The sequence below is a fragment of the Giesbergeria sinuosa genome (assembly GCF_042652905.1).
Lineage (GTDB): Bacteria > Pseudomonadota > Gammaproteobacteria > Burkholderiales > Burkholderiaceae_C > Simplicispira > Simplicispira sinuosa.
In genome coordinates, this window is the sequence record NZ_JBHSHJ010000008.1 from 63,105 (window position 1) to 89,152 (window position 26,048).

Consider the following 26,048-nt stretch of genomic DNA (forward strand, 5'->3'; position numbering starts at 1 on the left):
TGTAACTTGATCAAAATCAGAGTGACCAATGCCGTCAAATGGATGGATACTGTGGTGATGTCTGTGACGGTTCCTACGCTTGTTTCGCGCCATAGTGACGCTGTGCCTGCCCGGTTTGGGTGGTTGCGCAGGCCGGTGGTTTGGGTGCTGCTATGGGCCGTCTGGTCTTTGCTCTGGTTGGGCTATTACGCCCAACATGAGGTGTTGAACCGTTGGATTTGCCAGGCTGCACCGTGATATTGCGTTTATTACAGGCGGAGGCAGCTTACGATGGGCTGCTGTGGCCCTACCGTGTGCGTGCCGACCGCATCATGGTGTGGATGAACTTGTTCTTGCTGTTGGTGTGTACCGCTCTGGCACCGTGGCGGGCAACCTATGCGGTGGTCGGGCTGGTTGGGTTGCCTACGATGCTGTTGGCCTATGCCTTGGCACAGGCTTGGCCGGGGCAACTGGTGACGCGGCTTTTTATGGGCTGTGCATTTATGGCTTATACCGGCCTCATCATCCACCAGTCTGGGGGCGATATTGAGGCGCATTTTGCAGCCTTTGGCCTGATTGGTGTTTTGCTTTACTACCGCGATTGGCGCAGTATTGTGGCCGCCACGGTGTTTATCTATCTACACCATTTGGTGCTCGGCTATGCCCAAACCTTGGGTGTGCCCGTGTATGTGTTTGACCAGAACAACTTTTGGGTGCTGTTTGGCGTGCATGTGGCGTATTTTTTGCCCTTTATTGCCATGATGGTTTACCTGTCGGTCTGGTTGCGGCGCGAGGGTTATGAGGCCCAGCATGTGATTGTGCTGGCCCAGCAGGTGGTGCAGGGCAATTTGATGGATGATGGCACGCCATCGGCTGTATTGGCCCACGGCAATATGCCGCTGGTGGCCGCTGTGCAGCAAATGAAGCGGCGCTTGCTCGATTTGCTCAAGGTGCTGCCGGTAGCAGCAGCGGTGGTGCGTATTGATACCGGCACCATTGTGAGTATCAATGAGGCTTGGGAGCGCCGCATTGGCCCCTTGGGCGGCAAAGATGACCGCATTGGTGAGTCTCCTATCTGGGCTGATCCGGCCACATGGTCAGACCTGATCGCCCGCATGCACAGTGCGGCAGAAAAGCTCATCAACAAGACCGAGGTGGTGCTGCGCAAAAATGACGGTACGCCCATGATTTGCGAGTTGTCCATTGTGCTGCACGAGGGCGTTACACCCGTAATGGCGATATTGACGGTGGAGGACATCACCTTGCGCCGCCGGGCTGAAGAGACCATGAAGCGTCTGGCCTTTCGTGATGCACTGACCGATTTGCCCAATCGGGCCAGTCTGCAAGTGGCGCTAGAGTTGGCTATCAATGCCAGAGACCAAGGTGGCCAGAGCGGTGTGCTGGTCATGCTGGACTTGGATGGCTTCAAGCCGGTCAACGACCACTATGGGCACGATGCGGGCGATGAGGTCTTGCGCACCATTGGCACCCGATTGCAGTGGCTGAATCAGCGTGCCGATGTGGCGGCCCGCCTTGGGGGGGATGAGTTTTGCTTGGTGCTGGGGCACGGTATCACAGCCCCCGAGGCTGTTGCTACGGCAGAGCAGGTGATTGCAGCGGTGTCGCAACCTATCAGGTTGGGCGATGGGGGGCCGTCCGTGTGTGTGGGTGCCAGTGCCGGGGTGGCATGCTTGACGCCCGAGGTGCACAACATAGAGGATTGGCTCAAACGCGCCGATGAGGCGCTGTACAGAGCCAAGCGCAGTGGCAAGAACCGTGTTTGCACGGCCCCAGAGTGCCAGATGGGTTGAGAGCAGTGGCTAACCTGGCCTACTGCGAGGGCGGGTGTCAACCGCTCATGACCGGAATCTTCGCGGCAGCTCTTGGTACGGTGGGGGCGTAGGGCGGCTCAGGGCAGGTCTTTGTTGGGCACGGCTTGCGCGCTGTCTCTTGGCCCTACGGTGCCCAAGCGGCTTTTGAGCGATTGTGGTTGGCCTGTGAGCAGGGCGGCGTAGTTGGTGGTGTTGGCCAGCACTTTTTTCACATAGTCACGGGTTTCGGTAAAGGGCACGTTTTCGGCCCAAATGGCAGCATCCAGCACTGGGCCGTTGCGCCAGTTGCGTGGGCGGCCTGGCCCCGCGTTGTAAGCGGCAGCAGCCATGGGCATGGAGCCTGCAAAGTCGTCCAATGCCAGCTTGAGGTAGGCGGTGCCGATGGTGATGTTGGTGTCGCGGTCGTTGATCTGCTCGGGGGTAAAGCCTTCCAAGCCAATTTTCTTGGCCGTCCAGCGGGCGGTGGCGGGCATGACCTGCATCAGCCCCGAGGCTCCTACGCCAGAGCGGGCATCCATGATGAAGCGGCTTTCTTGGCGTATCAATCCATACACATAGGCGGGGTCAAGGCCAATGCCTTGGCTGCGGGCTACCACCGTGCTCTGAAAAGGCATGGGGTAACGCTGGGTGTAGTCCATGAGGCTGCGGGTGCGTTCGCTGGTGTTAATGCAGCGGTCCCAGACTTGGCGTTGGCAGGCCAGATCGGCAGCAGCCAGCAACTCGCGGTCTGTCATGCCGCCGGGGGTGTGCAAGTTGGTGCTGTAGTTCCATTCGCGGGTGCCTTCGGGGCGCAGGCCTATTTGTATGGCATACAGCGCCCGTTGCAGCCCAGGGTGGGCACGGGCAGTGGCCTTTTCTTCTGCCGTGAGTGGCGGTGGGGCTGGGGGCAGGGTGATGCTGCGGCCCAACTCTTCGGTTGCCAATTGCTCATAAAAACCACGCGGGCTGGCAATGCCCTCCAGCAGATTGCGCGCTTGGCTGCGCTCGGTTTCTGAGGGTTTGCCCGCCAACAAGGCGCGGGCTTTCCAGTAGACCCAGGTGCTGTCTTGGCGGGCCTCGTCACTCATGGCGTCAATGGCTTGGCGCACAGTTTTCCATTGTCCGGTGCGCAAGGCGGTGCGGGCTTTCCAAGCCAGTAATTCATCGTTCAGGTGCGAGTCGCGCTCTGCCTTTCCAAAATAGTCTTGCGCCAAAGGGGACAGGCGCAGCGCCGCCTGTTTGCCAAGCACTCCCCACACCCAATGGCGCTCTTCGGCGCTCAGGTGGACGCCCCATTTGTTTTCTAGCAGCTCGGCGGCGCTGTCGAGGTTGCTGGCGGCCAGCCGGATCAGGGCCAGCACCACCAGCTCTTGGCGCTGACGGCCTGCGGCGGTGGCGCGGCTGTGCAGGAAGGCCGCGGGCTTGTCATACAGTGCATTGATTTGGGCCACCGCTTCGGGGGCAACAATGGCGACTGCATTGCGCACAGCTCGGGGGCGGTTGGCCTCCATGCTCAGGCGGGCCTCACGCCATACATCCAGGGCTGGCAGTTGGCGTGCAGCAAACAGTTCGCTGGCAGCGTAGGTGCAGCCATCGTCGGCATCGCGGGCGTTGTGCCAGTGGCGGCGCACTTCTTCGGCAATGGCGGTTGCGGGCTTGTGGTTGCGCAACAGGTCGATGGTGAGCGCGTAGCAGCGTACTTCGCGGTCATCTGACATGCGGTACTGGGCATGTTGCTGGCTAAAGCGTGCCCAGTCGCGGCGCTGGCCCAACAGCAGCAGCCAGTCGTTGCGCAGGCGGTCTTCTTGGTAAGTGCCAGCCCAGCGTTGGAAAAACGCCTGAATCTCGTCGGCACTGGCTTCGTCTAGGCGGGCACGCAGTTCCCAGTAGGCGGCCCAAGGCTCCAGAATATGACCACGGGCAGCGGGCAGCAGCAGAGAGAGCTTTTTGCGGTCATTCTTGCGAAAGGCCTGCTGCATCTCCCGCAGCACATCGTCGCCGCCGGAGGGGGCTTGCACCTCGGTGCTGGTAGATACTGCGCTGGCTACACGCTGTGGTGTGCTCGCCAAAGGCGCGGTACAGGCCGCCAGCAGGGCGGTGGCAGCGAAGGGTGTCAGAATCTTGGGCAATTGCATAGAGGAATTATCGGATGGACAAAGCAGCCCTGCGCCGCGCTCTGATTGAACAGCGTCTGAACTTGCCCCACCGGCTGGAGCGAGCCGACCACCTCCAGCAAGTCATGCGTATTTGGTTGTTGAACCGACCCGATACGGTGATTGGCGCTTATTGGCCGATCAAGGGGGAGTTTGATCCCTTGCCTGCGCTGCACCGCTGGAAAGAAGATGGTGAGCTGCTGGATCAGCCCCAGCGCCGCCGCATTGGCCTGCCAGTGATCAACAAGCAGCACAAAACACTGACCTTTCATGTGTGGTATCCCGGCTGCCCTATGGAGGAGGACGCTTACGGCATTCCTAAGCCCAAAGATACCGAGTTGATCGTGCCTACACTGTTGTTTGTGCCCTGTGTGGGCTATGGGCCTGGTGGCTACCGCCTGGGTTATGGCGGTGGCTTTTACGACCGCACGCTGGCGACCTTGCAACCGCGCCCCACCACGGTGGGGCTGGGCTATACCAACGGCTATCTGGACGAGTTTGAGCCCGAGCCGCACGATCAGCCACTGGACGCCATCCTCAATGACAACGGTGTTGTTTGGCCGGTATGAAGATTTATATGGTGGGTGGCGCCGTGCGCGACCGTCTGTTGGGCCGTCCGGTCAACGACCACGATTGGGTGGTGGTAGGGGCCACACCCGAGCAGATGGCAGCCCAAGGCTTTTTGGCGGTGGGGCGGGATTTTCCGGTGTTCTTGCATCCGCATACCCGTGAAGAATATGCCTTGGCCCGCACCGAGCGCAAGAGTGGGCGCGGCTACCGCGGGTTTGTGGTGCAGACATCGCCCGACGTGACGCTGGAAGAGGACTTGTCGCGGCGTGACTTGACCATCAATGCCATTGCCTCACTGACTGATCCGGTCACGCCCGAGAGTTTGGTCGACCCCTACGGTGGCGTGCAGGATGTGCGCGACAAGGTGCTACGCCATGTAACGGATGCCTTTCATGACGATCCGGTGCGCATTTTGCGTGTGGCGCGGTTTGCAGCACGGTTTACCGACTTTACGGTGGCTCCAGAGACACTGGCGCTGATGCGCTCGATGGTGGAGCATGGTGAGGCCGACCACTTGGTGGCCGAGCGTGTGTGGCAAGAAATCAGCCGGGGGCTGATGGAGCCACAGCCCTCGCGCATGTTTGAGGTGCTGCGCCAATGTGGTGCCTTGCGTGTGGTGCTGCCCGAGGTAGATCGCCTCTGGGGCGTGCCACAGCGTGCCGAGTACCACCCGGAGGTGGACACGGGCATCCACTTGATGATGGTGCTGGACATGGCAGCCCGGTTGCAAGCGCCGCTTGCAGTGCGCTTTGCCTGCCTGACGCACGATTTGGGCAAAGGCACGACCCCTGCCGATATGTTGCCGCGCCATATTGGCCACGAGCAGCGCAGCGCCCGGTTGCTCAAAGGCCTGTGTGAGCGCCTGCGCGTGCCTACCGACTGCAAAGAGCTGGCGGATGTGGTGGCGCGAGAGCATGGCAATATCCACCGCAGTGGCGACTTGGGGGCCGCGGCCTTGCTGCGCTTGTTAGAACGCTGCGATGCCATCCGCAAACCGGCCCGGCTCGACGAGATTTTGCAAGCCTGCGAATGTGATGCCCGTGGGCGGTTGGGTTTTGAGGAGGCAGCCTATCCGCAACGCGCACGACTGAATGCTGTGTTGCAGGCAGCTTTGTCGGTGGTGACGGCCGATGTAGCGGCATTGGCTGCTGCCAGAGGCCAGCAGGGCAAGGCCGTAGGCGAGGCCATTCATGCCGCACGGGTGCAGGCTGTGTCTTTGTGGCTGGGTCGGGTTTGCGCTGCCTCCGATTGAACCAGTGTCCTGCGCTTTAGGGCCGCACCGACTGCACCCAGCGCACGATGTCTGGGGCACTGAGGGCGCCAGAGATGCGCGCTAGCTCTTGCCCCCCTGAAAACAGCACCATCGTGGGGATGCTGCGGATGTGGTAGGGCGCTGCCACCTCAGGATGTGCTTCGGTGTCGAGCTTGGCCAGGCGCAGTTGCGGCTCTAGCTGCCGCGCGGCTTGGGCAAAGGCCGGGGCCATTTGGCGACAGGGGCCACACCAAGGCGCCCAAAAGTCCACCAGCACCGGAAGATGGCTGCGCTGCACATGGCGGGCAAAGCTGTGGGCATCGAGCGCCAAGGGTTCTCCCATGAACAAGGGCCGATGGCAGCTGCCACAGTCGGGGGCGCTGCCCAAATGCACGGCCTGTACACGGTTGGTGGTGTGGCAGTGCGGGCAGACAATATGCAGGGCTTGGGTCATGGCAGGCTTTCGGACAGGAACAGATGTGCTCTGAGATCGGGCCGCCAGGGGCCCAATTCAAGTTGTTGTTACCACCATTTGACTGCCAAACTGAGCAGCACACTCAGCAATACGGTGCTGGCCAGCGGAATAAACCAATCTCGGCCAAACAGTCGGAAGGAAAAATCGCCTGGCAGCCGCCCCAGTCCCAGCTTGCGTAACCAAGGGGCCAGTCCGTTGATAAACACCAGTGCCAGAAAAAGGACGATCAGCCAGCGGATCATGGGAGGTGAGGGATGGGGGCGTGGCTTTGCTTAAAGCCGGTGGGTGCGGTCGCCACGGACAAAACCGATGGCCTCCCAAGGTTGGCCTTTGCACAGCGCCAGCACTTTGAACAGTTCCCCCATTTCGTGCTCCATGATCAGCTTGGCCGCCTGTACCCGTTGGGCCAGTGGTTGTTGGTCGATCCGGGCCGCCAAGCCACAGTTGATCAGGAAATGTGCTTGTGTGGTGTAGCCCAGTACGCTCCAGCCCATGCCTTCGGGCAAGGGCTGGTCTTGTGCCGACAACGCTATCGCCGTAAAGTTGACATGGGCCGTGATGTCTTTGAGGCCCACGTCTGCCAGTGGGTTGTCGTCGGATTGGTGCGCCCTGTGACACATCACCGTGCCCATGTGGCGCTGTGGGTGGTAATACTCGCTTTCGCCAAAGCCGTAGTCGATCAAGAAGGCCGCGCCACGGGTCAGGCGATCACCCAAGGTGTGGATAAAAGCCTCGGCTTGTGGATGGATTTCGGTCAGATAGTTGTGCGGGCCTTCAATCTCTACCGGCGGGCGCAGCGTGGTGGGCTGGTCGGCCCAGACAAAGCGGCCGTTTTCGTCCAGTGCTACGCCGCGCTCATGCCACACGCCATCTTGTGCGCCGCCGTGGCGGGCCAGCAATTGCACGGGCATGGCGTCCAACACCTCATTGCCCACGATCACGCCCTCCAATTGTGCAGGCAGGGTATCGAGCCAACGGACTTTATCTTGGTGGGCTGCCAACCGCGTTTGCTGGCGTGCGCGCAGGCTGCCTGACACATCGACGATGGTGTAGCGATGCACGGCATCGCCCAGAGTGTCGAGCAGTTGCAGTGCCAGCGCGCCAGAGCCTGCACCAAACTCCCAAACCTCGTGGGTACCGGTGTGCTCTAACGCTTCGGCCACCTGCACGGCCAGCGTTTGACCAAACAACGGTGACAGCTCTGGGGCCGTTACAAAATCACTGCCCGATTGCGGCAGCGTGCCAAACTTGGTGCTGTCGTTGGCGTAGTAGCCCAGACCGGGCGTGTACAGCGCCAGCGCCATAAAGCGGTCAAAGCCAATCCAGCCGCCAGCAGATTGAATGGCCTGCACGATGTGCTGGTGCAGGGCGGTCGTTAAACTTGGGTGTTCTGTGCTCACAGTCTGCATTGTCTCTGAATGTTTGATTCTTCTCCCTCTTGCGCCCCACCTCGCACGGTGCTGGTCACTGGCGCAGCCCGGCGTTTGGGCCGCCAGATTGCCCTTGCGCTGGCTGCGGCAGGTTGGCAGGTGGCGGTGCATTACCGCAGCTCGGCCCCTGAGGCACTCGATGCGGTGGCAGCCTGCCAAGCCTTGGGCGTGGCCAGTGCCTGCTTTGCTGCCGACTTTGACAACGAAGCCGCTGTGCGCAGCCTGCTGCCGCAGGTAGCTGCCCATTTTGGCACCGTGGATGCGGTGGTGAACAGTGCCTCGTTGTTTGAACACGATGATGCTGCCCACTTCGGCTTTGCCGCGTTGGAGCGGCACCTGCGCAGCAACACGGCGGCCCCCATTCTGTTGGCACAAGCCCTACACCAGCACTTGGAGGCACGGGCCGCAGCGGGCGAGGTGCCAGTGCAGGGCGTGGTGGTGAATTTGCTAGACCAAAAACTCTGGAACCAAAACCCAGATTTTTTGAGCTACACCCTGTCCAAGGCGGCGTTGGAGGCCGCCAACACCATGCTGGCGCTGGCCTTGGCACCGCGCCTGCGCGTGGTGGGGGTTGCACCGGGCCTGACCCTCACCAGCCCCTTTTTGACGGCAGAAAAGTTTGAACAACTGCACCGCTTGAGCCCGCTGGGGCGCTCGTCTACCCCCAAAGATGTGGCGGCCACGGTGCAGTTTGCGCTGGAGAACCGCTCTATCACTGGCACCACGTTGTTGGTGGATGGCGGCCAGCATTTGATGAAATTTGAGCGCGATTTTTCGCTGATGTAACCCGGCGGCGCACGCCTTGATCTTCTACTATGTACAACGCCGCAGGCACCCATATTCTGACCCTGACCGGATTGCGTTTTGACGCCAATTTGGGCATCCTAGACCACGAAAAAACCGCACCCCAGCCCATTCAGGTGGATGCTGAACTCAATTTGGGCACCCAACCGCTGCGCCCGCGCGACGACGACATTGCCCATGTATTGGACTACCGCAAGGTGCGCCAAATCATCATCGACGAATGTACCGCCGAGCATGTCAACCTGCTCGAAAGCCTGATTGGCAAGCTGGCGCACCGGCTGATGCTGTTGCCCGGTGTGTTGGGCGTGCGCGTCAAAATTGCCAAACTCGAAATTTTTGACGACTGCGAGGTTGCCATTCGCGTGGAAACTGGACAGTGGTAAACCAACCCAACCGCCCCTTATGAAAAAATATCTGCGCCCCACGGTCTTGTGGACTGCATTGTTCTGTCTGGGTGGGCTGGCCCAAGCAGCCAGCTTTGATTGCGCTTTGGCCCGTTCGGCCAAAGAAAGAATGATTTGTGCCGACCCTCAGTTGTCTGCGCTGGATGAGCAATTGGATGCCTCCTATAAAGACGCACTAGCGCGCTCAGGGGCTAAATCCACCATCCGCCAGTGGCAGCGTGATTGGCTGAAAAACGGCGAGGTGTCTCGCTGCACAACGGCTGCCTGCCTGACGCAGGCTATGAACACCCGTATTCAGATGCTCGATGCCGTAGCGGGCAGCACAACCCCTGCGGCTCGCTGGCATGGCAGCTATGTGCGCTTTATCAACGGGGTGCGCGACAACGACTCGGCCGAGATCATGCTGATGGGGTTGCATGGCAACAAGGTGTTTGCCACCGGCCATGCCGTTTGGCTTGGGCCTAACGCGGCCCAAGGGCAGGTGCATACGGGTGAAATTGAAGGCGTAGGGCAGATCAAAGCGGGCAAAGCCCTGTTCGACTTGGATGGCTGCAACGCCACCATCGCACTGACCGCTACCGGCTTGGTGGTACAGGAAGAATCAGGCTGTGGTGGATTGAACGTCACCTTTATTGGGGATTACCGGAAAAAATGAACCACTCTTTGGAAACTGGCCACTGGACGGGCGAACTGCCTACGGCCCCCAGCGCAGATAAGGCGCACAAAATTGAACGCGAAACGCACAAGCTAGAAAAGCGCCTGTGCCGTGAAACGGGCAAGGCCATCGTGCAATACAACATGATCGAAGAAGGCGATAAGGTCATGGTGTGTATGTCGGGTGGCAAAGACAGTTTTACGCTGCTCGACATCCTGCTCAAGCTCAAGGCGCGGGCACCCATCCATTTTGACTTGGTGGCTGTCAACCTTGACCAAAAGCAGCCCGGTTTTCCGGAGCACGTACTGCCCGACTACTTGCGCAGCACGGGGGTGCCTTTTCATATTGAAAACGAAGACACCTACAGCATTGTCAAACGCATCATCCCTGAAGGCAAAACCACTTGCAGCCTGTGCAGTCGCCTGCGCCGGGGCATTTTGTACCGGGTGGCCGATGAATTGGGGGCGACCAAAATCGCCTTGGGCCACCACCGTGATGATATTTTGCAAACGCTGCTGCTCAATATGTTTTTTGGTGGCAAGCTCAAATCCATGCCGCCCAAGCTGGTCAGTGACGATGGCAAGCATGTGGTGATTCGCCCGCTGGCTTTTGTGGCAGAAAAAGACACCAGCCGTTGGGCCGCGCACCGCAATTTTCCGATTATTCCGTGCAACCTGTGTGGCAGCCAAGAAAACCTGCAACGCAAACAGGTGGGTGAAATGCTGCGCGATTGGGATAAACGCTTTCCGGGCCGCATCGAAAATATGTTCAACGCCTTGCAAAACGTGGTGCCCAGCCATTTGTTGGATGGCCGCCTGTTTGACTTTGCCAACGCCCAAGCCACAGGCATTGCCGATGACAACGGCGACAAAGCCTTTGATACCGAAGAATTCCCAGCACCCTCCAACTTGCCGGGGGTGCAAGTGGTGCAGATAGGTTAAGTGCGATGCAAGCCACCCGATTGATTGCCATTCGCCACGGCGAAACCGCTTGGAATGTGGATTCGCGCATTCAGGGCCATTTGGATATCCCACTCAATGAGGTGGGCCATTGGCAGGCCCGTCAGGTAGCGCACGCGCTGGCTGCCGAGCCCATCACGGCCATTTATGCCAGTGATTTGCAACGTGCCCAAGCCACGGCACAGGCCTTGGCCGATGTGACCGGCGCCCCGTTGACGCCCGAGCCGGGTTTGCGTGAACGCTGTTTCGGTCACATGGAGGGCCGTACCTTTGCCGAGGTAGAGGTCAGCCACCCCGAGCAGGCTCGGCGCTGGCGTCAACGCGACCCACATTTTGCCGCCGATGGCGGCGAGAGCCTGCTGCAATTGCGTGAACGCATTGCAGCCACCACCAACCGCTTGGCGCAGCAGCACTTGGGCGGGCTGGTGGTATTGGTGGCCCACGGTGGCGTGATGGACATTTTGTATCGTCTAGCCACCGGCCAAGACCTGCAAGCACCACGCACTTGGATGTTGACCAATGCCGCTATCAACCGTCTGCTTTGGACTCCTGAGGGACTGACGCTGGTGGGTTGGGCCGATACCCAACATCTGGACGCCAACAACACCCGCGACGAGTCCACCGTTTAAGGGGCGGTGGCCGCCCGTAGCACTGCCAGTGCGGCATCAAAGTCAAAGGCGGCCAGCGCATGGGCAACCTTGTCCAGCACGGGGGCCAAGGCGGTACCGCTGGCTTGGCGTTGCAGAGCTTCGAGCACCACATCGGCATCCACATCATTGTCTTGCAGCAGCTGAACCAACCGTTCCAGATCCGGTGTGAGCTGGGATAGGTGGTGTGCCAACACGGGCGTTGGGGCGGTGGTGGGGGGGGCCAGCGTTTGCAAGTCTGCCAGCACGGGCGTCAGTTGCTCGAGCACGGCAGTGAGCAACGTGTCGATGCGAGCAGCCGGTGCTGCTTCGCGACAGGCTTGTTCTAGGGCGGCTGCGGCAGCTTGCACGCCCTTGGCGCCAATATTGCCTGCGGTGCCTTTGAGGGTATGGGCGGCACGGGTAGCGGCCTCCGGGTCGGAGCTCTGGCGCGCACTGGCAAACTGGTTGGCAAAATCGCCTTGGCTGTCACGAAACTTGCCCAGCAACCGGGTGTATAGGGTCTGGTTGCCCATCGTGGTGGCCAGCCCGGCCTGCACATCAATGTGGGGCAAGGCGGGTAGCGCCATGCTGTGGTGGGCTGGCAGTGGATTGGGCTGGGGAGCAGTGGCTGGCGCTGTGGTGCCAGCGGGCGGCTGTGGATGCACCCACTTGGCAATGGTGGCAAACATCTCGCCCACATTGAGTGGTTTGGCAATATGGTCGTTCATGCCGACTTGCAGCACCTTTTCGCGGTCGCCAGCCATCGCATTGGCAGTCATGGCTAAAACGGGAATGGCATTCCATGCGGGGTTTTTGCGTATTTCTTGGGTGGCGGTGTAACCATCCATCACGGGCATCTGGCAGTCCATCAAGATGCCATCAAAGCGGCTGTCGTGGGCCAAGATGTCGAGCGCCTCTTGGCCGTGGTTGGCCAGCACGACCTCCATGCCTGCATGGCGCAGCAGCTCCAGCGCCAGTTCTTGGTTCATTTCATTGTCTTCTACCAGCAGTACCCGTGCACCTTGCAGTTGGGTCATGGCATCACGCTGGTTGTCGGCCCGCACGGCAGCACGGGTTTCGGGCATTTTGCAGCGGTTGAGGGCATGACCAATGGCCTCGAGGAGCGATGACGAAGTGACCGGCTTGGTCAGCACAGTGTTGAGCCGTGCGCCACGGGCTTGTGCGGCACTCAGAACATCTTCGCGGCCAAAAGCCGTCACCATGATGATGGTGGGCATCTGTCGTAAGGGGGTTTGTTCAATCTGTAGCACCGTTTCCACACCGTCTTGGGCGGGCATCTTCCAGTCCATCAGCACCAAATCGTAGGGTTGGGCTTGGGCATCGGCCTGTTGCACTTGGGTCAGGGCTTCGCTGCCACTGGAGGCGGTGTGTGCTTCCATGCCAAAGTTGCGCGCCATAGCAGAGAGAATCTCGCGCGCCACGGCGTTGTCATCCACGACCAGCAGGCGCACACCGTGTAACTCTTCGGCGCTGCACATGCGCCGGGGCATGGGGTCGGCTTGCAGGCCAAAACGGGCGGTAAAGTGAAAAGTGGAGCCTTGGCCGGATACGCTCTCGACCCAGATGCGGCCTTGCATCATTTCGACCAGCGTGCGCGAGATGGCCAGCCCCAGCCCGGTGCCACCGTAACGGCGTGTGGTGGAGGCATCGGCTTGCGTAAAAGGCTTGAACAGTTTGGCGCATTGTTCGGGCGTCATGCCAATGCCAGAGTCTCGAATCCAGAAGTGCAACTCCACGCCATCGGCGTTGGCTGACAGTTTCTCGATGCCGAGTACGATCTCGCCCGTTTGGGTAAATTTGACGGCATTGTTGCCCAGATTGATCAGCACTTGGCCCAAGCGCAGCGGATCACCGCGCAGCGCAGTAGGAACATCGTCCGCGGCGCTGAACAGCAGCTCTAGCCCCTTCTCTTCGGTTCTTATACCGATCAGGTGGGCCATGTTGTCCATCACGTCTTCGAGGCGAAAATCGATGACTTCCATGCTCATCTTGCCCGCCTCGATCTTGGAGAAGTCCAGAATGTCGTTGATGATGCCCAACAGGCTTTCACCAGCGCGGTGCACTTTCTCAATGTAGTTGCGCTGCTGTTTGTCGAGTGCGGTTTGCAGCGCCAGGTGCGACATGCCAATGATGGCATTCATGGGGGTGCGGATTTCGTGGCTCATGTTGGCCAAAAAATCGCTCTTGGCTTGGGTGGCCTCTTCGGCAATTTCTTTGGCCCGCACAATAGCCGTTTCGGCCATTTTGCGTTCAGTGATGTCAAGCAGCCAGCCCAGAATGCCCTCCTCGCCGTCGTAGACAATGGGCATAAAGCTGGTGAGCATGTTGCGCTCGTGGTGGTCTTTGTCATACATGCGAATTTCTTGGCCATGTACCACCTCACCGTGTTGTAGCGCATCACTGATGCGGGCGCGGTCTTGCACATCCACATAAATATCTTTGGCGGCATCGCCCACCCGGCTGCCGAACATGGCTGTGAATTGTGGGTTGGTGAAGCGAAACCGCCCCTGGGTGCTAAAGGCTATGCCAATCGGGCTGCGGTCTAGGATGCTTTGCAGCCGGGCACGCTCGTCCAGTAATGCCTGTTCGGCCCTCTTGCGTTCGGTAATGTCGCGAAACACCATCACGGTGCCAACCAGTTCTCCGTTTTTCCAGGTGGGTTGGGTGGTGTATTCCACCGCAATGGGTGTGCCGTTCTGGTGCCAGAGCACTTCATCGTCGGTGCTGCGTGCTTGTCCATCTTGGGTGGTAAGCCGCATGGGGCATTCGTCAATGGGGTAGGCACTGCCATCGGCGTGGCTGTGGTGCAGCAACGGGTGTATGGGCTGGCCGAGCAATTGGGCTTCGGTGTAGCCCAAAATGGTGGTGGTAGCCGCATTGGCGAAGGTCAGCCGCCCTTGCAGGTCTAAACCTACGATGCCGTCGTTGACGGAGGCCAAAATCAGGCGGCTGTGTTCTTCCAGTGCGGCCAGCCGGTCTTCGGCGGCTTTGCGTTCACTGATGTCGCGCACGGCCATGCACAGGCTGCCACGGCGTCCGCCCACGGCGGGCAGTGTAGACAAACCAACCTCTACAGGAAACACGCGGCCATCTTGGCGCATACCATTCCATTGCAGGCTGCTGTTGCCCTGTGTGTCGCAGGGGGGCGGGTGGTCGGTTTCGGCGGTGTCGCGCAGGGCCACGGGGAGTAGCCGTTCAATCGACTGCCCAACTAGCGTGCCTGGAGCGTAGCCAAACATGGCTTCCAGCGGTGGGTTGGCGAGCAGGATGGTGTCGTTGTCGTCGGCCACCAGCATGCCATCTGGCGCTGATTCAATGATGCTGCGGTACCAGGCTTCTGTGTCGCGCAGGCTGTTTTGTTGGGCTTCGAGTTCTACGGCCTGCTCCTCCAACGTCACGGCTTGCTCTTGCAGGGCTTGGGCTTGGCGCTGGGTCTCGTTGAGCAGTTGGCTGGTACTGAGGCTGCGCTCTAGGATTTCGATGTTCATAGCCAGCAGTGGCATCAGGTCATCGAGCAGGGTTTGTTCTTGGGCGCTGATGGGGTCGAGCAGTGCCAACTCCAGCACCCCCAACAGGCGTTGTTTGTGCAGTACCGGTAGGATGGCCACCGCACAGGGCGTGGCATCGCCCAGGGCCGAGCCGATATGCACATAGTGCCCAGGCGGGGGTTGCAGCACGATGGGGTTGCGGTCGATAGCGCACTGGCCTAGCAGGCCTTGGCCCAAGGCTAAATAGGAGGGCAAAGGGGGGCACTGACGATGGGCATAGGAGCCCAAGAGGCGCAGCCGTTGCAGGTCTTCTTCGTGCTGGTAGAGAACGCCGTAACCCAATTGCACCAGTGGTGCCAGCTCACGAAATAGGGTCTGCGACAAGGTTTGCAGGTCAGCCGCAGCTTGCAGGTTTTGCGCTAAGTTGGACAGGTGGGTTTTGACCCAACTTTGGATTTCACGCTGCTGCGCGCCTTGCTGCAATACCTGCACGGCGCGGGCCATGGCCCCCACTTCGTTGTCCCACCCGGTGTGCGGTATGGGTTGTTGCAATTGGCCTTGGGCCAACTGTTCCACGGCTTGGCGCACCTGTTCGCTCGGGCGTCGAATAGAGACCACCATCACCCAGCCCCAGACACTGCCCACTACCGCCCCCAGTGCCAGCAGCAGGTAGCTCCAGGTGAGGCTCTCTCGGCCACGCACCTGCACTTGCAGCATGGTTTGGCGGGCTTGCTCTTCCAATTGGCTGGCTACTTCATTGACTGCGGTGATGGCCTGCACGCCAATGCGTTGGAGCTCACTGGAGTTGAATTGGGCAATGGCCTGCTCAGTCTTGCCTTGCTGTAACAGGGGGAGAACCTGCGCTTCAAGCTGGCGCAGATACTGCTCGTATCCAGCCTGGAAGCGTTGCAGGGCTGCCCGTGTCTGGGGGGGCAGTGGCAATGTCTGCAAGGTATGAAGCTCTTGCCATACCTTGGTGCGTACTTGGCTGATCTGTTGCAGCATGTCGGCACGCTGCAACTCGTTGCCTGCCAGCAGGGCTTGGCGCACCACACGCCCGAGCAGAATAGACTGGGCCTGTATTTCTTTGCTGCGCGACAAGCCTATCAGGTCGGTCTCGTAACTCTGCTGCATTTGCACCTGCAATTGCTGCTGGGTGTGGATGCTGGAGGCATTGAGCACCATCAGCAAGGCCAGCCATACGGCAAATCCGGTCGCTAGTTTGGTGCGCAGGGATTGGCGTTCAAAGAAGCGCAGCAATGGGGGCATGGCATGGTGCTTTCGCTGGGTCGGCCCCCTAGGTGGGGGTAGGGGCGCGGCGTTGTGCCTTGCGCGCCAGATCGGCATCGCTGTCGGCATAGCGCCGGGCAATGGCCTGAAACTCGTGGGTGAGGGCCACAAAGGCATCCACCATATCGGGGTCAAAGTGGCTGCCGCGCCCTTGGCAGATAATTTCTACGGCTTGGGCGTGGGGCATGCCTTCTTTGTACACCCGGCGGCTGATGAGCGCATCATAAACATCGGCCACGGCCATCAGGCGGGCTGAGACAGGAATGGCGTCGCCTGCCAGACCTTGCGGATAGCCACTGCCGTCCCATTTTTCTTGGTGGCTGTAGGCAATTTCTTTGGCGTAGTGCAAAAAGTCCACCTGAATGCCCAACTGGTCTTCGGCGTGCTGGATGGCATCGCGTCCCAATTGGCAGTGGGTTTTCATGATCTCAAACTCTTCTGGTGTGAAGCGACCCGGCTTGAGCAAAATGCGGTCGGGAATGCCCACTTTGCCGATGTCGTGCAATGGTGCCGATTTGAACAGCAGGTCGATGGTCTCGTCATTCAGGAAATCCCGAAAGCGTGGGTGCGTTTGCAGGTGCTGTGCCAGCAGCCGCACATAGTGCTGGGTGCGCCGAATGTGGTTGCCGGTGTCGTTGTCGCGGGTTTCTGCCAGGGAGGCCATTGCCAAAATAGTGACGTCTTGGATGGCCGCCAGTGCTTGGCCCCTGCGTTCGACTTCGGCCTCTAGGTAGGCGTTTTGGTCTTTCAAGAAGTCGGCGGCCGCCTTGACTTGCAATTGCGTTGCCACGCGGGCCAGCACCACGGGTGGATTGACAGGTTTGGTAATAAAGTCCACCGCCCCCATCTCCAACCCCTTGGTCTCGTCTTGGGTGCCAGTCATGGCGGTGAGAAAAATGATGGGAATGTCGCGCGTAGCGGCATCGGCCTTGAGCCGTTGGCAAACTTCGTAGCCCGACAAGCCGGGCATCATGATGTCGAGCAGAATCAGATCGGGCGGGTGTTCACTGTGGGCAATGGCGATGGCTTTTTCGCCGTTGTTGGCTGCCACCACGCGGTACAAGCCGCGCAGCAACCCGGCAATCAAGGTCAGATTGTCGGGCATGTCATCGACGACAAGGATGGTGGCTTTGGTGCGGGGGGCAGTTTCGGTCACGGTGCGCTCTCCTAGGCCTCGTGGGCATCGTAGTGCGTTCAGGCATCCTGTGTGGGATTGCCATCACGGGCAATGCGGCCATCCACCAACTCCACCTGCCGGTCGCAGCGCGCAGCGAGCCGGGGGTCGTGGGTGACCACAATAAAGGTGGTGCCGCGCTCGGCATGGATGCGCCGCAGCAGCGCAAACACCTCACTGGAGGAGGCGGTGTCGAGGTTGCCAGTGGGCTCGTCGGCCAGTACCAGTGGCGGCTCCATGATGAGGGCACGGGCAATGGCCACGCGCTGCTGCATACCACCTGAGAGTTCATTGGGGCGCTTGTGCAGCGCCTGACCCAAGCCCACGGCAGCCAGCAGGCTGCGGGCGCGCTCTTGCTCGCGGGCGCTGACATGGCCTTCAGCCATCAAGGCCGGTAGGGTGACGTTTTCTAGTGCCGAAAATGCAGGCAGCAGGTGGTGAAACTGAAATACAAAGCCTAGCAGGCGGCGTCGGCGCAGCGTCAGCTCGGCATCGTTGAGCCCTTGCACGGCCTCACCAGCCAGTTGGTAGCTGCCTTGGGTGAGTGGCTCTAGCAGCCCCAAAATATTGAGCAAGGTGCTTTTGCCCGAGCCAGAGGGGCCGATGAGAGCGATAAATTCACCCCGCTGCACTTGCAAGTCCAGGCCGTGTAGAACCTCGGTTTCGCTGGGTTGGCCGATGTGGTATTGCTTGGTCACCCCTTGCAGTGTGATCAGGCTGGGGGCTGCAGCGGGTGAGGGGGGGATGGGCAAAGACGTCTTCATAGGCGAATGGCCTGTGCCGGGTCTAGTGCAGCGGCCCGGCGCGCTGGGGCCACGGCAGCCAGCACGCCACAGACCGTGGCAATCAGCGCCACCTGCAAACCCGTGCGCGGCGGCAGGCTGATGATAAACAGTGGCAGGCCGTCTGAGCCACGCACAAAATGGGTAAATACCCAAATCAGTGCCACGGCCAGAGCCAGCCCCAGCACCGACCCTATGGCGCCCAGCACGGCACCTTGCAGCAAAAACACCCGCAAAATTTGCCCACGCGTGGCGCCCATCGCCCGCAAAATGCCGATTTCTCGGCCTTTTTGTACCACCGACACCACCAGCACGCTGGCAATGCCCAATACCACTACGGCCAGCACCACCCCTCGGATGATGCGGGTGCTGATGGATTGTGCGTTCAGTGCCGACACCAGCTGGGCGTTGTTCTCTTGCCAGCTCTCAATCTTGTACGGAAACTGGCGACGCAGGGTATCGGTCAAAGCCTGTGCCACCCAAACGTCGTGCAGCGTCAGGTCTAGGCCCGTTGCACCACCGGGCAGTGCCAATAGGTTCTGTGCGGCCCGCAGTGGCACGATCACGGTGCGTCGGTTCAGGTCTTTGACGCCCAAATCGACCAATGCCGTCACACGCACGGCCTCGCTCAGGCTGCTGGTTTGCACGGTCAGGCGGTCGCCCACGCGCAGGCCCAGGTCTTGGGCCAGTTCGCGGCCAATGATGGCTTCGCCCGGTGCCAGCCGTGCCGTACCACTCACCACCTTGCCACGCAGGCCGATCATGCGGTCGTAGCGTTCCAGCTCTATGCCCATCAGTGCAATCGATTGCACCGCCTCGCCACGCAGCGCCAGCCCAGAGCCAGACACCATGGGCGAGACTCCGGCCACGCCTGGCCATTGTTCCAGCAGCGGCATCAGTGCTTGCCAGTTGGCCACCGAGCGCAGACGTTGGGCGCGCGGCTGCACATCGCTCACAGTGGTGGTGCCCTTGGGGTGGGCGGCCGCTGGTGTGACAACATCGTCGGGGGCGCGCAGACTGATGTGGGCTTGCGCTCCCAGTGTCTTGGCCAAGGTGTTGCTTTGCAGGCCATTGATGAGGGCTGAGATATAGGCGATCACGGCCACCCCAGCGGCCACACCCACCAGGATGAGCAGGGTTTGCATTCGGCCCTCGCGCAAAAAACGCAGGGCTACGCGCAGTTCAAAGCCAAGCCACATCACGGTGCAGCCTAGCGGCCCATAGCGTTGGTCATGGCAGAGCCTGCCTCGCCGCCAGTTTTGCCCGCTGCCGGGCTGCCCGAGAGGGCTGTGCCGGGCTTCCAAACCAAGGGGCGGGCTTGCACTCGCTCACCTGCCTGTATCTTGGTGCTGTGCAGTACGGTGTCGCCATTGCTCAAGCCGTCCAGCACTTCTACTGCATCCAGCGTGCGTAGCCCTAGGCGCAGCTTGCGCGCTTGGGCTTGGCCTTGGTGCTGCACTAGCACCGTGGCTTCGGGGCCAGTGGGTGTGCTACCGGGTTGCAAGGCCGACAGTGGCAGCACCAAAGCACGCTCACGCCGGGCGGTTTCTACCTCGACCGAGAGCGTCATGTCTTCACGCAGGTGGGCTGGGGCTTGTTGTTCCAAGGCCAGTTTCACTTCTATGGCACCACGTTGGGCATCCACTGCTGGGGCGATAGACAGCACCCGTGCGGCAAAGGGCTGTGCCGCAAAGGCATCCGCCACCACGGTGGCGGGCTGGCCGGGCTGGAGCTGATCTAAAAACCGCTCATCCACTTGCGCCACCAGTTGGGTGGGGCCAGCCAGTGCGAGCCGCAGCAGGGCTTTGCCTGCTTGCACGATCTGGCCTGGCTCTACACTGCGCTGAAGCACTTGGGCAGCCAATGGTGCCCGCAGTTGGGTTTGTTCTAGCCGGGCCTGTGCGCTGGCGGTGGCGGCTCGGGCGGCCTCCCATTGTGCTTGGGCTTGCACAATGTCGCTGCCTGCTTCGGCATTGGCTTGTAGTTGGGCGCGGGCGCTGCTTTGCTGGGCTTGGGCCACTGCGACAGCACGGCGCGCCTCGTCAAGCTGTGCCGTGCTGTAGAAGCCTTGGGCCACCAGCGGCTCCACCCGTGCCAGCGTGGCTTGGGCGGTATGCAAGGTGGCCTCTGTTTGGGCCAGTGTGGCTTGCGTGCTGCTGCGGCCCGTGCTGCGCAGCCCGGCCAAGCGGGCGTGGGCTTGGCGTTCGGCGGCCACGGCTTGGGCCAGTGCGCTGCGCAGTTCATCGCTTTCTAGTTGGATGAGCACATCGCCTTGGCGCACGGTTTGGCCTTCTTGCACCTGCACTTGTTGTACGCGCCCGGTGATGGTGCTGCCTATGTCCACCCGCGACAACGTGGCCACCCGTGCCGAAAACTGCAAGGTGCGCACCAGTGGCATGGCTTGTACCTGCACGGCCTCTACGGTGGGGGCTCGCAGGGTCAGGGCCGCCAGCAGTCCAGCGCCTAGCACCAGTGCGCCCGCAATGGCTGCGATGGTGCGGCGTTTCATGGTTGTGGTGGGCTATTGCCCTGTGGGGGCGTTACGCCCAAGTGACGGTAGGCAGCCAACGTTGCTATGCGCCCACGCGGCGTGCGCTGCACATAGCCTTGCTGGATGAGGTAGGGCTCGATCACGTCTTCAATGGTGCCCGACTCCTCGCCAATGCTGGCAGCAATGTTGTCCAGCCCAACGGGGCCACCGTCAAAACGGTGGATCAGGGCCTCCAGAAACTTGCGATCCATCACGTCAAAGCCTTGTGGATCTACATCCAGCATGGCCAGCGCCCGTTGGGCGATCTCTTGGGTGATGTGTCCGTCGCCTTTGACCTCGGCATAGTCTCGCACACGGCGCAGCAAGCGGTTGGCAATGCGTGGTGTGCCGCGTGAGCGCCGGGCCAGTTCAAAGCCACCAGCAGCATCCATGGGGGTGCCCAGCAGGCCCGCACTGCGGGTCACAATCAGTGCCAATTCTTCGGGGGTGTAAAACTCTAGCCGGGCCACGATGCCAAAGCGGTCGCGCAGTGGGTTGGTCAGCATGCCAGCCCTGGTGGTGGCTCCGACCAAGGTGAAGGGTTGCAAGTCCAGCTTGATGGAGCGGGCCGCTGGCCCCTCACCAATCATGATGTCGATTTGGTAGTCTTCCAGTGCTGGGTAGAGGATTTCTTCCACCACAGGCGAGAGGCGGTGAATTTCGTCAATAAACAGCACATCGTTGGCTTCCAAATTGGTCAGCAGTGCCGCCAGATCTTTGGGCTTTTCTAGTACGGGGCCGCTGGTCTGGCGCAAATTCACCCCCAACTCGGCCGCAATAATGTGGCTGAGGGTGGTTTTGCCCAGACCTGGGGGGCCAAACAACAGCACATGGTCTAGTGCCTCTTGGCGCTTGCGTGCGGCGCCAATAAAAATCTCCAGTTGTTCGCGCGCCTTGGCTTGGCCTACGTATTCTTGGAGTTTTTTGGGGCGCAGCGCACGTTCAAGGGCTTCCTCCTGCGGCGAGACCGGGGCGGCAGATACCATGCGTTTGGGCGGTGCGGGGGCAAAATCGTCGGTGTGGATGGTCACGGTGGTTCCGGCAGGCAAGGCAGGCCGAAACTATAGCCTCCCTGCCCCCGACTTGGCAGAGCCAAGTTAAAGTGTGATCCTGCTCGCCTCCGCTTTCTTGCCATGAAAATCGCCCCTGCTTTCTGTCTGCCTGCCTTGCGCTGCACCTGCCCGGCTTTGGCAATGCTGGTGGTTGTGGCTTTGTGCAGCCCTGTTGGTGCGGCCGAGCCAGCATCGGCTCCTGCTGCCCGAGCGCCTGCAGCGCCAGCACCCTTGCGCTTGAGTAATCCTCAAGAGCGTGCTTTGTTGATTGAGCGCATCAATGCTGCGCTGGAGCGCACCAACCAAAAACATGCGTCGCCCCGGCGTACCGGGCGCTCGGGCAAGGGAAAAAACGAACCGCGCTACACCATTCCTACCTTGGCGGTGGAGTTGGGCCAGCCGGTTGCGGCCCCAGCCCCGCGCAGGCGCAACAAAGCCACGGCTGCCGCGGCGGCTGGCTTGGCCGCCACAGCAGCCGCTACAGCGGCTACTCCAGTGGCAGAAGAGGGCACGGCACCGGTCACTCCCTTGCCACCCACCATCGAGTTATCTACCACGCCACCCACGGCGGCTCCTGTGGTGCCGGTTGCAGCCCCTGCGCCAGCACCCATGCCCGTTGTGGTGGCACCACAGGCACCACAGGCACCAGCACCAGCACCAGCACCAGCACCAGCCGAGGCCAGTGCCAGTGCCAGTGCCAGTGCCAGTGCCAGTGCCAGTGCCAGTGCCAGTGCCAGTGCCAGTGCCAGTGCCAGTGCCAGTGCCAGTGCCAGCCGCCGCTACGCTGCCGACCGTGCCGCCGAGTTGGCTGCAGCACAGGTGTTAGTGCCCTCTCCTTCCCCCTTGTCTGTGTGGGATGATGCGGCGGCGGTGCCTTGGGGCTACGCTGGGCCTACAGGCCCGCAGGCTTGGGGGCAGTTGCATCCATCGTTTGCTACCTGTGCCAGCGGCCAGCGCCAATCGCCCATCGAGTTGGCTAAGCCACCAGAAAAGCCTGGGCCTACGGCGTCTTTGCCGCTGGGCAATCAAGTGTTTACTGGTGTGTTAGAGCATACGGGCCGCTCTCTGGAGCTGAATGTGCAAGGCTTGAGCACGCTCACGTTGCGTGGCATGGAGTGGGAGTTGCAACGCGTGCAGATGCACTACCCCGCAGAGGAGCGCATTGGCGCCGTAGAGAATGTGGTGATGGCGGTGGACTTGCTCTACCGTGCGCCCACCAGCCAGTGGGCTGTGGTGTCGGTGCCTTTGCGGCTGGGGGCACCCAACCCCTTTCTGGCCCAGTTGTGGAGGCATTTGCCGTTGCATGCGGGCGAGCGGGTGCCGTTATCTCCGGGCAACTTGCAGCTTTATGACCTGTTGCCTGCCGAGCGGCATTACTACCAGTACCTCGGCTCTCTCACCACGCCCCCTTGCACAGAGGGCGTGTTGCGACTGGTGCTCAAAACCCCCGCCAGCGTGGCACCGGAGCAGTGGCAGCGCCTGGTTGCTCTGCTGCCGCCCCATGCTCGGCCACCCCAGCCCCTGTATGGGCGCCAAGTGCTGGCCGGGCCGTGATCCTCACTTTAGTCCAGTTTCACGCCCACTTTGGTAATGATCTTGCCCCATTTTTCGCGTTCATTGCGTGAAAACGTAGCCATGTGCTCGGCTGTGCCCGGCATGGGTTCAACGCCCAAAGCTTGCAGCTTGGCCTTGACTGGAGTCGAACCCAAGGCGCTTTGCAGCGCCTGAGAGAACTGGCCGGTGGCCTCTTTAGAAGTGCCTGTGGGCACTACCAGTCCTTGCCAGGCATAGCCTTCAAAACCCTTGATTCCTTGTTCGTGGATGGTAGGAACATCAGGCATGGTGGGCACCCGCTGCGGGCTGGCTACCCCAATCGCTTTCACCTTCTTGCCATTAAGGAAGGGATAAGCGGTGGAGCTTTCCACCCACATGGCCGAAACCTGGCCGCCGATCACGTCTTGGATGGCTGGGGCTGCGCCTTTATAGGGCACATGCGTGAGTTTGAGGCCGCTTTGTTCGCGGAACAACTCTCCCACCAGATGGTGAGGGCTGCCCAGCCCCACCGAGGCCCAGTTCACACCTTCGGGCTGGCTCTTGGCCCAAGCGGTGAACTCTTTCAGGTTGTTGGCCGGTACGTTGTTGGATACCACCAAGAACAGCGGAAAGCGCACCAGCAGGCCCACGGGTTGGAAGTCTTTTTCGGCGTTGTAAGCCAACTTGCTAAACAGCGTAGGGTTGGCCGCCAGGGTGGCAAAGTCGGCAGTAAACAGGGTGTTGCCGTAATCTTTGGAGCGGGCGGTGTACTCGGCGGCAATGTTGGTGCCAGCACCGGGCTTGTTGGTCACAACGATGCTGCGGCCCATGCTCTTGCCCATTTCTTCGGCAATGGTGCGTGCTACTACGTCCGAGCCGCCACCAGCGGCATAGCCCACCACCCATTCAATCGGCTTTTGCTGGGCGCTGGCGCTGAAAGTGCCTGCGGCGAGGGCCAGACCGAGCAAAGAGCTGATGAAGTGTTTGCGTTGCATGAAATTTGTCTCCTCGAATAATAGGTATGGATCAGTGTATGGCAGGGCTTCAGACGTCTGTGTGCACGGGGGCCACGGGGGTGATGGCTGCACGCCCGGCCATCGAGGCAGATTCGGTGGATGCACTTTGGCCGCGGGCCAGTTGCAGCGCCTGGGCCAGCACGGCGTTGTCGCCAATGTGGTTGGCCAGCAGCAGCACCAGTCGTGCATTCATGGCATGGCTTTGCGCTGTGGTCAGGCCTTGGTGGGCGGTGAGCAGGGCTTCATAAAAGTCATCGTATGACGACAGGGTGGGCTGGGTATTGAGCATGGCGGCGACTCCGAATTCAAGACTGGAAAGGGGTGGCGGTGGCCGTGGCCAGAGCGGCACGCACGGCGGCTTCGGTGGGGTTGCGCCAGCGGGCGCAGACATGTTGATCTGGGCGGATCAGGTAGGCAGTGCCTGGCCGGGCGTCCAGACGCTGGGCTGCCAACCATTGCACATCTTCAATGTCTTGTCCGATAGACAACGCCTGCACATGGGGCAGACCATGTGCCCAAGCGGGCACTTCGCCAAACACCAGCAGCGTGAAATCCATACCCAACTGGCGCAGCAGCCAACCGGGCTGGCCGTTGCGGCGCACGGGGGCGTCCAACAACACGGCACCGGGCACCTGCGTGCCTGCAAAGGTATCAACGTCTGGCGTGTTCAGGCTGGAGTGGTGCAGTGTGGCTGGCACCGACAAGCGCCCACTGTTGACAATGCGCCGGGCAAAGGCATGGTCGCGGGCCAAATCGAGCGTGGCATCGCGGAACAGGCGGCTGATCTCGCTCTTGGGCGTGATGAAGTCGGTGGCACGGGTGGAGTTGAGCAGGTTCTCATCGGCAGCGTATTCGCGCTCGGGGCCGTAGGTGGCCAGCAGTTCTACGCCAGCGCGCCCCTTGAGCACCCAGTCGAGCTTCCAAGACAGGTTGTCCGTATCTTGCACGCCGCTGTTGGCTCCTCGGGCACCAAAGGGGGAGACGCCGTGGGCGCAGTCGCCAGCAAACAGCACTCGGCCATGCACAAAGCTGTCCATGCGCAGACAGGCAAAGGTATAGACGCTGGCCCATTCCAGCGTGAATTCGGTGTCTTTGCCCAACAAGGCTTGCACGCGCGGGATGATGTTCTCGGGTTTCTTTTCTTCTTCGGGGTTGGCATCCCAACCCAATTGGAAGTCAATGCGCCACATGCCATCGGGCTGCATGTGCAGCAGCACGCTTTGGCCAGGGTGAAAGGGCGGGTCAAACCAGAACCAGCGTTCGGCTGGAAAGTCCGCCTTCATCTTCACATCGGCAATCAAAAAGCGGTCTTGAAAGATGCGGCCCTTGCTCTCGAGCCCCATCAAACCACGCATGGTGGAGCGTGCCCCATCGCAGGCAATCACCCAGTCGGCATCAATTTGGTAGGCACCATCGGGGGTGTCAATGCTCAAGAGCGCGCCGTCATTGCGGGGTGCAATGCCAGTGACTTTGTTGTCCCAGCGGATGTCAATTTGCGGCAGTTGCAGGCAGCGTTCTACCAAATAGCCTTCGCAGTAGTACTGCTGCAAGTTGATAAAGGCTGGGCGCTCGTGGCCTTCTTCCGGCAACATGTCAAATTGGTACACCAGATCGTCATGGAAAAACACCTTGCCCAGGTTCCACGACACACCTTTGTCCACCATTGGTTGGCCTACGCCTAGGCGATCCCAAACCTCCAGCGCACGCTTAGAAAAGCACAGCGCCCGCGAGCCAATCGACAGGCGGTGGTCGTTGTCCAGCACCACAACGCGGTGGCCGCGTTGGGCCATGTCAATTGCCATGCTCAGGCCCACTGGCCCTGCACCAATCACCACAATGGGGTGTTGCACCGGTTGGGCCGCATCCTGATCGGGTGAGCGGGTGTAGGGAAACTCGATGGCCTGTACCTCGGCACCGGTGCCGTGGAAGGGGTAAGAGGGGGTGTGGGCAGATGTCATGGTGTGCTGGTGGGCATGGAGGGGAGGGCAAAGCTCCGCCCAGCAGGCTGCGCAACCCGTGCGCGCCCGTTGGGAGGGGAGAT

22 protein-coding genes are annotated in these 26,048 nt (G+C 60.8%); 9 read left to right on the top strand and 13 right to left on the bottom strand.

Features of this window, described 5'->3' with window-relative positions; translation table 11 throughout:
• Nucleotides 1-233: 233 nt before the first annotated feature.
• Nucleotides 234-1,790, top strand: a complete 1,557-nt coding sequence (locus tag ACFO6X_RS10905) for a diguanylate cyclase (protein ID WP_382432914.1) — start codon at nucleotides 234-236, stop codon at nucleotides 1,788-1,790.
• Between the two features lie 98 nt (nucleotides 1,791-1,888).
• Here ACFO6X_RS10905 and ACFO6X_RS10910 read toward each other — a convergent pair whose 3' ends face one another.
• Nucleotides 1,889-3,925, bottom strand: a complete 2,037-nt coding sequence (locus tag ACFO6X_RS10910; protein WP_382432916.1) for a lytic transglycosylase domain-containing protein — start codon at nucleotides 3,923-3,925, stop codon at nucleotides 1,889-1,891.
• Nucleotides 3,926-3,939: 14 nt separating this feature from the next.
• Here ACFO6X_RS10910 and ACFO6X_RS10915 point away from each other — a divergent pair, with 14 nt between their 5' ends.
• Together ACFO6X_RS10915 and ACFO6X_RS10920 are read left to right on the top strand one after the other, a co-directional pair.
• On the top strand, nucleotides 3,940-4,512 hold the full coding sequence (locus tag ACFO6X_RS10915; RefSeq protein WP_382432918.1) for a 5-formyltetrahydrofolate cyclo-ligase: 573 nt from the start codon (nucleotides 3,940-3,942) through the stop codon (nucleotides 4,510-4,512).
• Nucleotides 4,509-5,765 (top strand): multifunctional CCA addition/repair protein, encoded by a 1,257-nt coding sequence (locus tag ACFO6X_RS10920; RefSeq protein WP_382432920.1) that lies wholly within the window; start codon nucleotides 4,509-4,511, stop codon nucleotides 5,763-5,765. Before ACFO6X_RS10915 ends, ACFO6X_RS10920 begins: the two co-directional genes overlap by 4 nt.
• 16 nt (nucleotides 5,766-5,781) lie before the next feature.
• Here the strand turns inward: ACFO6X_RS10920 and trxC are convergent, their stop codons facing one another.
• The 3 genes from trxC to ACFO6X_RS10935 form a co-directional block, all read right to left on the bottom strand.
• A complete protein-coding gene (gene trxC, locus ACFO6X_RS10925; protein ID WP_382432922.1) occupies nucleotides 5,782-6,219 on the bottom strand; it encodes a thioredoxin TrxC in 438 nt (145 codons plus the stop codon).
• A gap of 68 nt (nucleotides 6,220-6,287) precedes the next feature.
• Nucleotides 6,288-6,482 carry a DUF2905 domain-containing protein gene (locus ACFO6X_RS10930; RefSeq protein ID WP_382432924.1) on the bottom strand — a complete coding sequence of 65 codons (195 nt, stop codon included), beginning with the start codon at nucleotides 6,480-6,482 and terminating at the stop codon, nucleotides 6,288-6,290.
• A 30-nt stretch (nucleotides 6,483-6,512) separates the two neighbouring features.
• Complete coding sequence (locus ACFO6X_RS10935; protein WP_382432926.1) at nucleotides 6,513-7,649, bottom strand: class I SAM-dependent methyltransferase; 1,137 nt, start codon at nucleotides 7,647-7,649, stop codon at nucleotides 6,513-6,515.
• Nucleotides 7,650-7,658: 9 nt separating this feature from the next.
• Between ACFO6X_RS10935 and ACFO6X_RS10940 the strand changes: the two genes are divergently transcribed.
• Genes ACFO6X_RS10940 through ACFO6X_RS10960 form a run of 5 tightly spaced genes read left to right on the top strand, consistent with a single transcriptional unit; the run spans nucleotide 7,659 to nucleotide 11,121 of the window.
• Nucleotides 7,659-8,456: an SDR family oxidoreductase gene (locus ACFO6X_RS10940; RefSeq protein WP_382432928.1), complete on the top strand. Its 798-nt coding sequence runs from the start codon at nucleotides 7,659-7,661 to the stop codon at nucleotides 8,454-8,456.
• A 29-nt stretch (nucleotides 8,457-8,485) separates the two neighbouring features.
• Complete coding sequence (locus tag ACFO6X_RS10945) at nucleotides 8,486-8,857, top strand: dihydroneopterin aldolase (RefSeq protein WP_382432930.1); 372 nt, start codon at nucleotides 8,486-8,488, stop codon at nucleotides 8,855-8,857.
• 19 nt (nucleotides 8,858-8,876) lie between these two features.
• The gene (locus ACFO6X_RS10950) at nucleotides 8,877-9,533 is read left to right on the top strand and encodes a lysozyme inhibitor LprI family protein (RefSeq protein ID WP_382432932.1); all 657 of its coding nucleotides are present in this window, start codon (nucleotides 8,877-8,879) and stop codon (nucleotides 9,531-9,533) included.
• Nucleotides 9,530-10,474 (top strand): tRNA 2-thiocytidine(32) synthetase TtcA, encoded by a 945-nt coding sequence (gene ttcA / locus ACFO6X_RS10955; protein ID WP_382432934.1) that lies wholly within the window; start codon nucleotides 9,530-9,532, stop codon nucleotides 10,472-10,474. The genes ACFO6X_RS10950 and ttcA overlap by 4 nt, the downstream gene beginning before the upstream one ends.
• A 5-nt stretch (nucleotides 10,475-10,479) precedes the next feature.
• Nucleotides 10,480-11,121 carry a histidine phosphatase family protein gene (locus tag ACFO6X_RS10960; protein WP_382432936.1) on the top strand — a complete coding sequence of 214 codons (642 nt, stop codon included), beginning with the start codon at nucleotides 10,480-10,482 and terminating at the stop codon, nucleotides 11,119-11,121.
• Here ACFO6X_RS10960 and ACFO6X_RS10965 read toward each other — a convergent pair.
• Genes ACFO6X_RS10965 through ruvB form a run of 6 tightly spaced genes read right to left on the bottom strand, consistent with a single transcriptional unit; the run spans nucleotide 11,118 to nucleotide 21,437 of the window.
• Nucleotides 11,118-15,899 carry a PAS domain S-box protein gene (locus tag ACFO6X_RS10965; RefSeq protein WP_382432938.1) on the bottom strand — a complete coding sequence of 1,594 codons (4,782 nt, stop codon included), beginning with the start codon at nucleotides 15,897-15,899 and terminating at the stop codon, nucleotides 11,118-11,120. The two genes, ACFO6X_RS10960 and ACFO6X_RS10965, sit on opposite strands and share 4 nt — an antisense overlap.
• Before the next feature lie 28 nt (nucleotides 15,900-15,927).
• On the bottom strand, nucleotides 15,928-17,076 hold the full coding sequence (locus tag ACFO6X_RS10970; protein ID WP_382432940.1) for a response regulator: 1,149 nt from the start codon (nucleotides 17,074-17,076) through the stop codon (nucleotides 15,928-15,930).
• 38 nt (nucleotides 17,077-17,114) lie between these two features.
• Nucleotides 17,115-17,858 carry an ABC transporter ATP-binding protein gene (locus ACFO6X_RS10975; protein WP_382432942.1) on the bottom strand — a complete coding sequence of 248 codons (744 nt, stop codon included), beginning with the start codon at nucleotides 17,856-17,858 and terminating at the stop codon, nucleotides 17,115-17,117.
• Entirely contained in the window at nucleotides 17,855-19,075 is a 1,221-nt protein-coding gene (locus tag ACFO6X_RS10980) for an ABC transporter permease (protein WP_382432944.1), read from the bottom strand. Before ACFO6X_RS10980 ends, ACFO6X_RS10975 begins: the two co-directional genes overlap by 4 nt.
• A gap of 11 nt (nucleotides 19,076-19,086) precedes the next feature.
• Nucleotides 19,087-20,385 carry an efflux RND transporter periplasmic adaptor subunit gene (locus ACFO6X_RS10985; protein ID WP_382432945.1) on the bottom strand — a complete coding sequence of 433 codons (1,299 nt, stop codon included), beginning with the start codon at nucleotides 20,383-20,385 and terminating at the stop codon, nucleotides 19,087-19,089.
• Nucleotides 20,382-21,437: a Holliday junction branch migration DNA helicase RuvB gene (gene ruvB / locus ACFO6X_RS10990; RefSeq protein WP_382432947.1), complete on the bottom strand. Its 1,056-nt coding sequence runs from the start codon at nucleotides 21,435-21,437 to the stop codon at nucleotides 20,382-20,384. Before ruvB ends, ACFO6X_RS10985 begins: the two co-directional genes overlap by 4 nt.
• 102 nt (nucleotides 21,438-21,539) lie before the next feature.
• On the opposite strand from ruvB, the gene ACFO6X_RS10995 reads away from it, so the two are divergent.
• The gene (locus ACFO6X_RS10995; RefSeq protein ID WP_382432949.1) at nucleotides 21,540-23,012 is read left to right on the top strand and encodes a carbonic anhydrase family protein; all 1,473 of its coding nucleotides are present in this window, start codon (nucleotides 21,540-21,542) and stop codon (nucleotides 23,010-23,012) included.
• Nucleotides 23,013-23,020: 8 nt separating this feature from the next.
• Here ACFO6X_RS10995 and ACFO6X_RS11000 read toward each other — a convergent pair whose 3' ends face one another.
• The 3 genes from ACFO6X_RS11000 to ACFO6X_RS11010 are packed head-to-tail and all read right to left on the bottom strand — an operon-like array spanning nucleotide 23,021 to nucleotide 25,965.
• Nucleotides 23,021-23,986, bottom strand: coding sequence for a Bug family tripartite tricarboxylate transporter substrate binding protein (locus ACFO6X_RS11000; RefSeq protein WP_382432951.1), 966 nt, complete (start codon nucleotides 23,984-23,986; stop codon nucleotides 23,021-23,023).
• 49 nt (nucleotides 23,987-24,035) lie between these two features.
• A complete protein-coding gene (locus ACFO6X_RS11005) occupies nucleotides 24,036-24,296 on the bottom strand; it encodes a DUF2783 domain-containing protein (RefSeq protein WP_382432953.1) in 261 nt (86 codons plus the stop codon).
• Nucleotides 24,297-24,312: 16 nt separating this feature from the next.
• Nucleotides 24,313-25,965 carry an FAD-dependent oxidoreductase gene (locus ACFO6X_RS11010; RefSeq protein WP_382432955.1) on the bottom strand — a complete coding sequence of 551 codons (1,653 nt, stop codon included), beginning with the start codon at nucleotides 25,963-25,965 and terminating at the stop codon, nucleotides 24,313-24,315.
• Nucleotides 25,966-26,048: the final 83 nt, after the last annotated feature.